Raw genomic sequence first — 12239 nt, 5'->3', positions numbered from 1 at the left:
TCCGGTACAGCTGTCTAGTACAGCCCGCCGTCCACCCGGATCAGCGACCCCGTGGTGTAGCTGGAGGCGTCACTGGCCAGGTACAGCGCGGTGCTGATGATCTCCTGCGGGCGCCCGGGCCGGCCGATCGCGCTGCGCGTGTTCTGCCGCTTCTCCGGCGACCAGGACTTGGAGATGTCGGTGAGGAAGGGACCCGCCGAGATGGTGTTGACCCGCACCGTCGGACCGAACTCCAGGGCGAAGACGGTCGTCAGCGTGTTGAGCGCGGCCTTGGCCCCGGCGTACGGGCCGAACCGCGGCTGGGGCAGCAGCGCTCCCGAGGAGGAGACGTTGATGATCGAACCCCCGCCCCCGTCGGCCATCCGCTGCCCGACCAGTGAGGCGAGCCGGAACGGGCCCTTGAAGTTGACCCCGATCACCTTGTCGAACAGCTCTTCGCCGGTCTCCGCCGACGACGGCGCCAGCGGCGACATACCCGCGTTGTTGACCAAAATATCGACCTGTCCGAACTCCTCGTACGCGGTGTCGGCGAGGCGGCCGAGGTCGTCCCAGTGACCCACGTGGGCGGTGACCGGCAACGCTCGTCGGCCCAGCGCGCGAACCTCCGCGGCGACCGTCTCACAGGCGTCGAGCTTGCGGCTGGCGATCACCACGTCCGCGCCCGCCGTGGCGAAGGCCCGCACCATCTCCAGGCCCAGGCCCCGGCTGCCGCCGGTGACCAGCGCGACCTTGCCGGACAGGTCGAACAGGTCCGCCGGCGCGATGGACTTGGCGTCACGCCCGCCCGTCCCACGCCCCCGCGTCTCAGGCCCGGCGTTCATGCGTCCACCCGGCCGGTGAGGCTGTCGTCCCCCAGGATGTGTGCGTACCGCTTGCGGGCGGCATCCAGCTTCGGCGGGATGTGCTCGCTGGGGAACAGCCCCTCGGCCGACTGGTAGTTCTTCAGGAGCTGTTTGGCGATCGTGGTGCGGTGCACCTCGGTCGGGCCGTCGGCGAGGGCGAGGTTCGGCGCGGCCATCCACCACTTCGCGAGCGGCAGCTCGTTGGTGGTGCCCAGCGAGCCGTGCAGATGCAGGGCGCGCTGGATGACGTCGTGCAGCACCTTCGCCGTCTGGACCTTGCACATGGCGATCTGCGTGCGGGCCGCGCCGTGCGGCTGGGTGTCGATGATCCAGGCGGTGTGCAGCACGAGCAGCCGGAACTGCTGCAGCTCCACCCACGAGTCCGCGATGAACTGCTGCACGGCCTGCTTGTCGGCGAGAAGAGTGCCCTGTGTTCGCCGGGACAGCGCGCGCTCGCACATCATGTCGAAGGCCCGGGTGCACTTGCCCACCGTGCGCATGGCGTGGTGGACCCGGCCGCCGCCGAGGCGGGCCTGAGCGACCTTGAAGCCCTCGCCGGGCCCGCCCAGCATGGCGTCGAGCGGGACCCGGACCTGGTGGTAGCGGATGTAGGCGTGGATGCCCTCCTCGAGGGAGTCCCGCTCGTCCATCGTGCCGACGTTGCGCTTGATCTCGATGCCGGGTGTCTCGGCCGGCACGACGAACATCGACATCCGGGCGTGCGGCGGCGCGTCCGGATCCGTGACGGCCATGACGATGAGGAACGCCGCGTACCGGGCGTTGGAGGAGAACCACTTCTCCCCGTCGATCACCCACGTGTCCCCGTCGCGCCGGGCGCGGCAGGTGAACTCCTTCGGATCGGCCCCGGCCTGCGGTTCCGTCATCGAGAAGGTGGACACGATCTCGCCGTCGAGCAGCGGCCGCAGATAGCGGGCCTTCTGTTCGTCGGTGCCGAACATGGCGAGTATCTCGGCGTTCCCGGTGTCCGGGGCGGCGGTGCCGAACGCCGTCGGGGCCCAGTAGGAGCGGCCGAGGATCTCGTTGAGGAGGGCGAGCTTCACCTGTCCGTACCCCGCCCCGCCCAGTTCGGAGGCGAGGTGGCAGGCCCACAGTCCCTGCCGGCGGACCTGCTCCTGCAGCGGCCTCAGGATCGCGCGGGCCTTCTCGTTGCGCGTGTCGTACGGATCGCCGCCGTGGGGGAAGAGGAGGTCGAGCGGTTCGACCTCCTGCCGTACGAAGGCTGCCGCCCAGTCCAGCTTGGCCTGGAACTCGGGTTCGGTCGAGAAGTCCAGCATCGGCTCTCCGGAAGGTTGGTGAGTGACGGCAAAACAGTATACTTTTTAGCGGGGGTCGGTCCATACTCGGAGCGCGTGACGGCATATTGAGTATGAGGAGTTGGTCGATGCAGAGGCCCATGGAGGGCGTTCGCGTCCTCGAAGTCGCGCAGTTCACCTTCGTCCCGGCGGCGGGCGCCGTGCTCGCGGACTGGGGCGCCGACGTGATCAAGATCGAGCACGCCGAACGGGGCGACGCCCAGCGGGGGTTGGTCCGGGTGCTCGGCTACGAGGCCGCCAGCGAGGGGTCGTCCTTCTTCCCGATCATGGAGGGTCCCAACCGGGGGAAACGCAGCGTCGGGCTCGCGCTGGAGAAGCCGTCCGCCCGCAAGGTGCTCGACGAGCCGATCCGTGAGAGCGACGTCTTCCTCACGAACTTCCTGCCCGAGGCGCGCGCCAAGCTGCGGATCGACCTCGACGACGTACGGGCGGTCAACCCGGACATCATCTATGTGCGGGGCAGCGGCTTCGGCACGCGCGGCGAGGAAGCCGGCAAGGGCGGTTACGACAGCACGGCCTTCTGGGCGCGCGGCGGCAGCGCCGCCGGAGTCACCCCGCCCGGCGCGGACCGTATGACGCGAATGCCCGCCGGCGCCTACGGTGACGCGATGGGCGGCATGACGATCGCCGGTGGCATCGCCGCCGCCCTCTACTCCCGTGCCATGACCGGCCGACCGTCCGTCGTGGACGTGTCGTTGCTCGGCGTCGGCGCCTGGGCGACCCAGTTCACGGTCAACCTCGCGCTGCTGACCGGCGGCCCGCTCCCGGTGAACACCCCGCCACGACACGGCTCGGCCACCAACCCGCTGATCGGCGCCTACCGCACCTCGGACGGACGGTGGATCGAACTGTCGATGCTCCAACCCGGCCGGTACTGGGCGGAGTTCTGCAAGCTCGCCGGCCGCGAGGAGCTGAGCGCCGACGAACGCTTCGACAGCACCGAGAAGCTGATGGCCAACGCGAGGGAGGCCGCGCAGATCGTCGCCGACCTCATGGCGGCCCGGCCCTTCGCGGAGTGGACCGAGATCCTCGCGCGCGGGGAGGGGCAGTGGGCGGCCGTCCAGAACGCGTGGGAGGTCGGCCAGGACCCCGCGTTGCGCGCCAACGGCCTCGTCGCACCGGTCGTGGACGCGGACGGAGTCGACCGTGAACTCGTGGCCAGCCCGGTCCAGTTCGACGAGACGCCGGTCACCCTGACCCGCGCACCGCAGTTCGCGGAACACACCGACGAGGTCCTGCGCTCGCTCGGCCTCGGCGACGAGGAGCTGATCGCGCTGAAGATCGAAGGCGCGGCGACGTGAAGACCGTACGCATCGACGGCGCGGCGATGTGAAGACCGCAAGAGAGGAGCCGTGATGAGCGCGACACTCGAACCCGACGGGACCCACGCGGGCGTACCCGCGTACCACTTCGACAACCGGCTCGGCGGCCCGGTGCTGAGCCACCAGCACCGATGGGACGAGATGGCCCGCACCCACTCCGGGTTCCGCAGCACCATCGCGCGGGGCTACTGGGTCGTCACCGAGGGCGAGGCCGTACAGAAGGCGCTGCAGGACTGGCGGACGTTCTCGAACACGTCCGTGACCGCGCTGGAGCCGAACCCGAGGTTCCTGTGGATCCCCGAGATGCTGGACCCGCCCCTGCACACCACCTGGCGGCGCCTGTTGGGCAGCGCCTTCTCGCCGAAGACCGTCGCCGCCCGTGAGCCGGAGATCCGGCAGGTCGCGTCCGCTCTGATCGACGAGCTGAAGGACAGCGGCGGCACCGACGTCCTCGACGCGTTCGCCCGCCGCTTCCCGACGCTCATCTTCATGCGCCTGATGGGCCTGCCCGAGGAGGACCTGCCTCGCTTCCTCGACTGGGTGCACGACCTGCTGCACCTCTCCTACGGCGAGGATCCCGACGGCAACCGGCAGATGAGCGCCATGAACGCCGTGTCGGACTACTTCGAGGAGCAGATCGCCCTGCGCCGCGAGTCTCCCCGCGACGACCTGCTGTCGAGGGCGATGACCTGGACGATCGACGGCGAGCCGATCGGCGACCGGGACATGCACGCCTTTTGCATCCTGCTGTTCCAGGCCGGCTTCGACACCGTCCCGATCTCGATCGGCTGGGCGCTGTACCACTTCGCCGCGCATCCCGATCAGCGCAAGGCGATCGTCGCCAACCCGTCGCTCGTCGCGACCGCGGTGGAGGAGATCCTCCGCGTCTACTCGTTCGTCGTCCCGGCGCGCAAGGCGATGCGGGACGTCGAGATCGGCGGCTGCCCGGTCACGGCCGGCGAAATGGTGATGCTCCCGCTCGCGGTCACCAACCGCGACCCCGGCCGTTTCGACGACGCGCTGGAGGTGGACCTGCACCGCAAGGCCACCAACCACATCGCGTTCGGCTCGGGCCCGCACCGCTGTCTCGGCTCGCACCTCGCCCGCCTCGAACTGAACGTGGCTGTCGAGGAGTGGCACCGGCGGGTCCCCGACTACCGGATCACACCCGGTCAGGACCTCGAACAGCACGGGAACATGTACGGAATCAAGCAGCTCCGGCTGGAGTGGGGACAGACGCCATGACGCACCCCCTCAGGGCAACGGACCTCTACCACACCGGAATCGTCGTCCCGGACATCGAGGCGGCGAAGACCCGGATGAGCGAGGTCGCGGGCTGTCGGTGGACCGAGACCATGTCCGCCGAACTGCCGGTCCGACTGGCGGACGGCGACCGCGTGCTCCCGCTGCGGTACGCGTACTCGCTGGACGCCCCGTACATCGAACTCGTGCAGGAGATCCCGGGGACGCCCTGGACCGCGGCCGAACATCACCTCGGCTACTTCTGCGACGACGTCCCGACGACGTCGAAGCGGCTGGAGGAGGCGGGGTTCGCGCTGGAGGCCTGTGCGCTGGTCGACGGTGCGCCGTCGATCTTCGCCTACCACCTGGATCCCTCCGGCGTACGGATCGAGATCGTCGAACGGTCCCGGATGCCGGACTTCGACGCCTACCTGCGCTCGAAGGCGCCGACGTGGGACTGACGTTCACCGAGGAGCAGGAGGAGCTCCGCACGACCCTGCGCCGCTTCCTGGCGGACAAGGCGCCGAGCGCGGCGGTGCGCCGCTGGATGGAGTCCGACGAGGGGCACGATCCGCAGCTGTGGCGGCAGATGGCCGGACAACTCGGGCTGCACGGGCTGGCGTTGCCCGAGGAGTACGGCGGATCCGGCGGCGGCCCGGTCGAGTTGGGGATCGTGCTGGAGGAGACGGGACGGGCACTGCTGCCGTCGCCGTACTTCGCGACCGTGGCCCTCGCGGGACAGGCCCTCGCGGTCTCCGAAGACGCCGCGGCGAAGGCACGCTGGCTGCCCGCGATCGCCGACGGCTCGCTCACCGCCACTCTCGCGCTCGCCGAGGCGAGCGGATCCTGGCTGCCGGCGGACGTCACGGCCCGGGCGGCACCCGGTGGCGACGACGGCCGGGACGGCTGGACGGTGTCCGGCACCAAGATGTTCGTCGTCGACGGCCACACCGCCGACCTGCTGCTCGTCGTGGCACGCGCCGACACCGGACCCGCGCTGTTCGCCGTCGACGCCGCGGCGCCCGGAGTGACCCGCACCAGGCTGGAGACGCTCGATCCGACCCGGCACCTGGGGCGCGTCGACCTCGACGGCGCGCCGGCGCTGCGGGTCGGGCCGGACGGGGACGCGTCGGCGTATCTGCTCACCGTGCTCGACCTCGCGGTCGTCGCGCTGGCCGCCGAGCAGGTCGGCGGGGCCCAGGCGTGTCTGGACGGCGCGGTGGAGTACGCGAAGGTCCGGACCCAGTTCGGCCGCCCCATCGGATCGTTCCAGGCGATCAAGCACAAGTGCGCCGACACCCTGGTCAAGGTGGAGGCCGCCCGGTCGGCGGCCTACCACGCGGCGTCCGTGGCCGCCGAGGGCGGATCCGGGCCGCCGGTGTCCGGACTGGCGGTGTCCGCGGCCCTCGCGGCGGCGTACTGCGCGGACGCCTTCACCCACGCCGCCAAGGAGAACATCCAGATCCACGGCGGCATCGGCTACACGTGGGAGCACGACGCGCATCTGTACCTGAAGCGTGCGAAGTCGTCGGAGCAGCTGTTCGGGAACCCGGCGGCGCACCGGGCCCGGCTGGCCGACCTGGTCGGAATCCGACACCGCTGACCCGACCCTCCCGACCCTCCCGACCCTCTGATTCTCCTGGCTGTCCTGACCGCACTGTCCTGACCGTCCTGCCGAAAGGCTGATCATGATCGAGAGGCTGATCACGTGGGAATTCGTGACCGCCTGACCCGCCTGCTGGCCGAAGCGCCCGCCGACGCCGAGGCGATCGAGCACCACGGGGACTGGTGGACCTGGGGGCAGGTCCAGGAGATCGCACGGACGGTCGTCGACGCGCTCGACGCGGCCGGTCTGCGCACCGGCGCCCGTGTCGGTCTGGTCCTGGAGAACCGGCCCGAGCACGTCGCCGTCGTCGCCGCGGTGATCGCCTCCGGGCGCTGCCTGGTGATGCTCAGCCCGCTCCAGCCCGCCGCGCGACTGGCCGCCGACATCGACCGCTCCGCGCCTCCCGTCGTCGTCTCCGGTCCCGAGCCCCTCGCCCGCGAGGGCGTCCTCGCCGCCATGACGGCCCACGGCGCGGCCCTGGCGCTGGACACCGACGGCGCACTGCGCCCTGCGGGCGGCACCGCGCCCGCCGACGCACCGGCCAACCCGGGCGTCGCCGTGGAGATGCTCACCTCCGGCACCACCGGCCCCCCGAAACGGGTGCACCTGCGCATCGGCCAGCTGGACCAGGCGCTCGTCTCCGGCGGCCAGACCCCGAAGTCCGGCAGGCTGCTCTCGCGGTCGGCGTCGCTGGTCGCCAGCCCTCTCGTGCACATCGGAGGGCTGTGGCGGGCGCTCGCCTGCCTCGCCACCGGGCGCCGCATGCTCCTGCTGCCCAAGTTCGCCGTCGAACCTTGGGCGAGCTCCGTGGAACGGCACCGGCTGCGGGCGACGAGCCTGGTACCCGCCGCGATCCGCGCCGTGCTCGACGCGGACGTGCCGAAGGAGCGGCTGGCGAGTCTCGAGGTCGTCACCTCGGGCACGGCCCCCTGTCCGCCCGAACTCGCCGACGCGTTCCACCGCACCTACGGCATCCCCGTTCTGATGACCTACGGGGCCACCGAGTTCGCCGGAGCGGTCGCCGGATGGACGCTGCCGCTGCACGAGCGTTGGTGGGAGCGCAAGGCCGGCAGCGCCGGACGCGCCTTCCCCGGCGTCGACTTGAGGGTCACCGGTGAGGACGGCGTCGAACTGCCCGTCGGGACGACCGGCCGGCTGGAGGTCCGCACCGAGCAGAGCCCGGGCGGCGCCCGGGCATGGGTGCGCACCAGCGATCTGGCCCGGCTGGACGCCGACCGGTTCGTGTGGATCGAGGGGCGTGCCGACGACGCCATCATCCGCGGCGGCTTCAAGGTGCAGCCGGAGACGGTCAAACGCGTCCTGGAGACGCATCCGGCGGTGCGGGAGGCGGCCGTGGCAGGGCTGCCCGACCCGCGGCTCGGCGAGGTGCCCGTCGCGGCGGTCGTGGCCGAGCCGGGGCGCACCGCGCCCACCACCGCCGAACTCATCGAACTCTGCCGGACCCGGCTCACCCCCTACGAAGTGCCGTCCCACATCGTCGTCCTCGACGCACTGCCGCGGACCCCCTCGAGCAAGGTGAGCCGCGTGGAGTTGCTGGAGCTGGTCCGGGCCCGGCTCGCGCTCGCGGAGCCCGAACGTGTCAAGGAGGATCTGCGATGACGAGCACGCAGGAGGAGAAGGGGTTCGGCGTCCTGACCGAGGAGGCGGTCGAGCGCTCCCGCCGCCGCCTCGGCGTACCCGAGCCGCAGCGCAACCCCCCGCACAACTACGAGGTGACCTGGGACGGGACACGGCACTTCGCGTACGGCTACGGCGACGACAACCCGCTCTACTGCGACCCCGAGTACGCGGCGAAGACCCGCTGGGGATCCCTCGTCGCCCCGCCCGCCTTCCTCTACACGATGGGCCAGGACGCCGCGCCCGCCCCGGACCCGCGGACCAAGGCGCTGCTCAAGGGCGACCCGTTCGCCGGACTGGGCTCCTACCAGGCGGTGATGGAGTTCGAATGGTGGCGTCCCCTCCAACTCGGCGACCGCTGCCGGGTGTTGCAGACCCAGGTCGGCGTACGGCTCAAGCGCAGCAGCTTCGGCGGGCGCACCGCACACGTCGTGCGCGACTACCTCTATGCCAACGGCCGTGGCGAGATGCACGCCCTGCGGCGCGGCACCTGGATCAACGCCGAGCGGCACACGTCGAGGAAGCGCGCCAAGGAACAGCTCGCGCAGCAGCCCTACACGGCCGGGCAACTCGCCGAGATCGACGCGGCGTACGCGGCGGAGACCCGGCGCGGCGCCGAGCCGCGCCACTGGGAGGACGTCGAGATCGGCGAGGAACTGCAGCCCCGGGTGAAAGGGCCGCTCACCACCACGGACGTGGTCGTCTGGCATCTGGGCTGGGGCATGCAGCTCACCCCGCCCGGGACCTTCGGGATCGCCGCGCGCGTCCGGCGCAAGGCCCCCGGGCTCTACCCGCCCAACGCGCTGAACGTACCGGACACCGTGCAGCGCCTGCACTGGGAGCCCGAGCGGGCCAAGGAACTCGGGCTGCCGAACCCCTACGACTACGGCGGCATGCGCGAGACCTGGCTGTGCCATCTGCTCACCGACTGGATCGGGGACGACGGCTGGCTGTGGAAACTGCGCTGCGAGCACCGCCGGTTCAACTACCTAGGCGACACCACCTGGGTGCGCGGCACGGTCGTCGACAAGCGCCAGGCGGACGGGCGGGCCGAGGTGCACATCGAGGTGCGCTGCGAGAACCAGCGGGGAGAGGTCACCACCCCCGGCACGGCCGTCGTCCTGCTGCCGACCCGCGACCACGCCGTCGAGCTCCCGGCACCGCCCGCGAACGACCTGGACGGCATGGTCGCCCATGAACTGGCCCGGTTCGCGGTGACCGGCGACTGAGAACAACACAGGAGGAGACAAGGTGTCGGACGAGGTACTGGTGGAGCGGCGCGGCCCGGTCCAGGTCATCACGATCAACCGCCCGGCGGTGAAGAACGCCCTGGACGCCGGGGTCGCCTCCGGTGTGGCGGCAGCGGTGGACGAACTCGACGAGACGGACGGACTGTGGGCCGGTGTGCTCACGGGCGCCGGCGGCACGTTCTCGGCGGGAATGGACCTCAAGGCGTGGCTGCGCGGCGAGACCCCGGCGATCCCGGGCCGCGGCCTGTGCGGGATCAGCATGACCCCACCGCGCAAACCGCTGATCGCCGCGGTCGAGGGCTGGGCGCTGGCCGGCGGCTTCGAACTGCTGCTGGCCTGCGACCTCGTCGTCGCGTCCCGCTCGGCGCGGCTGGGGGTGCCGGAGGTGAAGCGGTCGCTGGTCGCCCGCGCGGGCGCGGCGTTGCAACTGCCCCGCCGGATCCCGTACGCGATCGCGCTGGAGCTGCTGCTGACCGGCGAACCGATCAGCGCGGTCCGGGCCGCCGAGGTCGGCCTGGTCAACCGGCTCACCGACGAGGGCGGCGCGCTGGAGGGCGCGCTGGAACTCGCGCGGACCATCGCGGCGAACGGCCCCCTCGCCGTCGAGGCGACCAAACGCATCGCACGCTCCGCCGCCGACTGGACCCTCGAGGAGGGATGGGCCGAGTCCTTCGACATCGCCGAGCCCGTGTTCCGGTCCGAGGACGCGAGCGAGGGGGCCACCGCGTTCGCCGAGAAGCGGGCGCCGGTCTGGAAGGGACGCTGACGGTGCCGGGGACAGGCCCGCTGGCCGGCTGCCGGGTCGTCGAACTCGGCGGCATCGGACCGGGGCCGTTCGCCGGGATGCTCCTGGCCGACCTCGGGGCGGAGGTCGTCCGGGTGGACCGGCCCGGGCGGGCGGACGAACCGGACGCGGGCGGCCCGGCGGACGTGCTCAACCGGGGCAAGCGGTCGGTCGTACTCGACCTGAAGGCCCCGGCCGCGACCACCGCGCTCCTCCAACTCGTCGAGCGCGCGGACGTGTTGATCGAGGGGTTCCGCCCCGGCGTCACCGAACGGCTGGGCATCGGCCCGCACGACTGCCTGGCCCGCAACCCCCGCCTGGTCTACGGCCGGATGACCGGCTGGGGCCAGGAAGGACCCCTCGCAGCCGCGGCCGGACATGACATCACCTACATCGCGCTGACGGGCGCGCTCGGCGCCGTCGGGGACGCGGACGGCCCGCCGCAGATTCCGCTGAACCTCGTCGGCGACTTCGGGGGCGGCGGCTGCTACCTCGTCATCGGCGTCCTGGCCGCCCTGCACGCCGCCGCCCGCACCGGCCGCGGCCAGGTCGTCGACGCGGCCATCGTCGACGGCACCGCACACCTCCTCGCCAGCACCTTCGCCAAACTCGCACGCGAGGAGTGGAGCGACGAACGGGGTGTCAACCGCTTCGACGGCGGCTGGCCCTTCTACGCCGTCTACGAGACCAAGGACGGCCGACATGTGGCCGTCGGCGCGCTGGAGCGCAAGTTCTACCGACGCCTGGTCGAACTGCTCGACCTGGACGTGGACCCGGACCGGCAGCACGACCGCTCGACCTGGCCGCGGCTGCGGAAGCTGCTGGCGACACGCTTCGCGGAGCGCACCCGGGACGAGTGGGCGGAGCTCTTCGAGGGCACCGACGCCTGCGTGGCGCCCGTCCTGAGCCTCACGGAGGCGGCCGCCCACCCGCATCTCGCCGCACGCGGCAGCCTGTTCGCCCGCGACGGAGTGGTCCAGCCCGCCGCCGCGCCCCGGTTCTCGGCGACCCCGTCGAGCGCGGGCCGTGTGGCACCGACTGTCGGCGCCGACACCCAAGCCGTGTTCCGGGACTGGGGCGTGCGGTTCCCCGAATTGACCTGACGAAGGAGTTGCCATGCGAGACGCCGTCATCGTCGACGCCGTACGCACCCCGATCGGCAAGCGCAACGGTTCGCTCGCCTCGGTGCACGCGGCGGATCTGTCGGCCGAGGTGCTCAAGGCCCTCGTCGAGCGCACCGGCATCGACCCCGGCACGGTGGACGACGTGGTCTGGGGCTGTGTGACCCAGATCGGCGACCAGTCCAGCAATGTGGGCCGGTTCGCCGTACTCGCCGCCGGCTGGCCCGAACACGTCCCGGCCGTCACGGTCAACCGGGCCTGCGGCTCCAGCCAGCAGGCGGTCGACCAGGCCGCGCACGCCGTCATGGCGGGCCAGTACGACCTCGTGGTCGCGGGCGGCGTCGAGACCATGAGCCGGGTGCCGCTCGGCTCGCACCGGACCACGGGACAGCCGTACGGCCCCGCCGCGATCGCCCGCTACGACGGATCCGGGTTCAGCCAGGGCATCGGCGCCGAACTCATCGCCGAACGCTGGGGATTCACCCGCACCCGCCTCGACGAGTTCGCCTCCGAGTCGCACGCCAAGGCCGCCGCCGCGACCGACGCGGGCGTCTTCGACGACCACACCGTGCCGATCGAGGCCGACGGCACCAAGTTCCGCGTGGACGAGGGGCTGCGACGCGGAACCTCGGTGGAGAAGCTCGCCGGCCTCAAGCCGTCGTTCAAGGAGGACGGCGTGATCCACGCCGGGAACTCCTCGCAGATCTCCGACGGCGCGGCCGCCCTGCTCGTCACCACCCCGGAGCGGGCCCGTGAACTGGGCCTGACTCCCATCGCCCGCTACCACTGCGGAGCGGTCAGCGGCGCGGACCCGATCACGATGCTGCTCGGCCCGATCCCCGCGACCCAGAAGGTGCTGCGCCGCTCCGGACTGTCCATCGACGACATCGGTGTGTACGAGGTCAACGAGGCGTTCGCACCAGTGCCGTTGGCCTGGCTGGCCGAGACCGGCGCCGATCCCGAGCGGCTCAACCCGCTCGGCGGGGCGATCGGGGTCGGTCACCCGCTCGGCGGCTCCGGCGCCATCCTGATGACGCGACTCCTGGCCCGGATTGTCTAGTCCCAGGTGATGGCTGACGTTCTGGTCCCAGGTGATGCTT

General features: G+C 71.6%; 11 protein-coding genes. 9 read left to right on the top strand and 2 right to left on the bottom strand.

The window, feature by feature from the left end:
* Positions 1–14: 14 nt before the first annotated feature.
* Entirely contained in the window at positions 15–821 is an 807-nt protein-coding gene (locus OG289_RS01350; RefSeq protein ID WP_327312151.1) for an SDR family NAD(P)-dependent oxidoreductase, read from the bottom strand.
* Positions 818–2137, bottom strand: a complete 1320-nt coding sequence (locus OG289_RS01345) for an acyl-CoA dehydrogenase family protein (RefSeq protein ID WP_327312150.1) — start codon at positions 2135–2137, stop codon at positions 818–820. The genes OG289_RS01350 and OG289_RS01345 overlap by 4 nt, the downstream gene beginning before the upstream one ends.
* Before the next feature lie 107 nt (positions 2138–2244).
* Between OG289_RS01345 and OG289_RS01340 the strand changes: the two genes are divergently transcribed.
* From OG289_RS01340 to OG289_RS01300, 9 genes are all read left to right on the top strand, one after another.
* Positions 2245–3477: a CaiB/BaiF CoA transferase family protein gene (locus tag OG289_RS01340; RefSeq protein ID WP_327312149.1), complete on the top strand. Its 1233-nt coding sequence runs from the start codon at positions 2245–2247 to the stop codon at positions 3475–3477.
* A 54-nt stretch (positions 3478–3531) separates the two neighbouring features.
* Positions 3532–4743 carry a cytochrome P450 gene (locus tag OG289_RS01335; protein ID WP_327312148.1) on the top strand — a complete coding sequence of 404 codons (1212 nt, stop codon included), beginning with the start codon at positions 3532–3534 and terminating at the stop codon, positions 4741–4743.
* Entirely contained in the window at positions 4740–5201 is a 462-nt protein-coding gene (locus OG289_RS01330) for a VOC family protein (RefSeq protein ID WP_327312147.1), read from the top strand. Before OG289_RS01335 ends, OG289_RS01330 begins: the two co-directional genes overlap by 4 nt.
* Positions 5192–6343, top strand: coding sequence for an acyl-CoA dehydrogenase family protein (locus OG289_RS01325; protein WP_327312146.1), 1152 nt, complete (start codon positions 5192–5194; stop codon positions 6341–6343). The genes OG289_RS01330 and OG289_RS01325 overlap by 10 nt, the downstream gene beginning before the upstream one ends.
* A gap of 105 nt (positions 6344–6448) precedes the next feature.
* Positions 6449–7966, top strand: a complete 1518-nt coding sequence (locus tag OG289_RS01320) for a class I adenylate-forming enzyme family protein (RefSeq protein ID WP_327312145.1) — start codon at positions 6449–6451, stop codon at positions 7964–7966.
* A complete protein-coding gene (locus tag OG289_RS01315; protein ID WP_327312144.1) occupies positions 7963–9213 on the top strand; it encodes an FAS1-like dehydratase domain-containing protein in 1251 nt (416 codons plus the stop codon). The genes OG289_RS01320 and OG289_RS01315 overlap by 4 nt, the downstream gene beginning before the upstream one ends.
* A 22-nt stretch (positions 9214–9235) precedes the next feature.
* Positions 9236–10000 (top strand): crotonase/enoyl-CoA hydratase family protein, encoded by a 765-nt coding sequence (locus tag OG289_RS01310; protein ID WP_327312143.1) that lies wholly within the window; start codon positions 9236–9238, stop codon positions 9998–10000.
* The gene (locus OG289_RS01305; protein WP_327320546.1) at positions 9997–11121 is read left to right on the top strand and encodes a CaiB/BaiF CoA transferase family protein; all 1125 of its coding nucleotides are present in this window, start codon (positions 9997–9999) and stop codon (positions 11119–11121) included. Before OG289_RS01310 ends, OG289_RS01305 begins: the two co-directional genes overlap by 4 nt.
* A gap of 13 nt (positions 11122–11134) precedes the next feature.
* Positions 11135–12199: a thiolase family protein gene (locus tag OG289_RS01300; protein ID WP_327312142.1), complete on the top strand. Its 1065-nt coding sequence runs from the start codon at positions 11135–11137 to the stop codon at positions 12197–12199.
* Positions 12200–12239: the final 40 nt, after the last annotated feature.

Origin of the sequence: Streptomyces sp. NBC_01235, from assembly GCF_035989285.1 — a bacterium.
Classification (GTDB): domain Bacteria; phylum Actinomycetota; class Actinomycetes; order Streptomycetales; family Streptomycetaceae; genus Streptomyces.
This window is presented reverse-complemented; position numbering and strand designations above follow the sequence as displayed.

Excerpts from the sequence above, each read along its gene's own strand:
- OG289_RS01350 (WP_327312151.1), bottom strand. The coding sequence starts at position 821 with ATGAACGCCGGGCCTGAGACGCGGGGGCGTGGGACGGGCGGGCGTGAC.
- OG289_RS01345 (WP_327312150.1), bottom strand. The coding sequence starts at position 2,137 with ATGCTGGACTTCTCGACCGAACCCGAGTTCCAGGCCAAGCTGGACTGG.
- OG289_RS01340 (WP_327312149.1), top strand. The coding sequence starts at position 2,245 with ATGCAGAGGCCCATGGAGGGCGTTCGCGTCCTCGAAGTCGCGCAGTTC.
- OG289_RS01335 (WP_327312148.1), top strand. The coding sequence starts at position 3,532 with ATGAGCGCGACACTCGAACCCGACGGGACCCACGCGGGCGTACCCGCG.
- OG289_RS01330 (WP_327312147.1), top strand. The coding sequence starts at position 4,740 with ATGACGCACCCCCTCAGGGCAACGGACCTCTACCACACCGGAATCGTC.
- OG289_RS01315 (WP_327312144.1), top strand. The coding sequence starts at position 7,963 with ATGACGAGCACGCAGGAGGAGAAGGGGTTCGGCGTCCTGACCGAGGAG.
- OG289_RS01300 (WP_327312142.1), top strand. The coding sequence starts at position 11,135 with ATGCGAGACGCCGTCATCGTCGACGCCGTACGCACCCCGATCGGCAAG.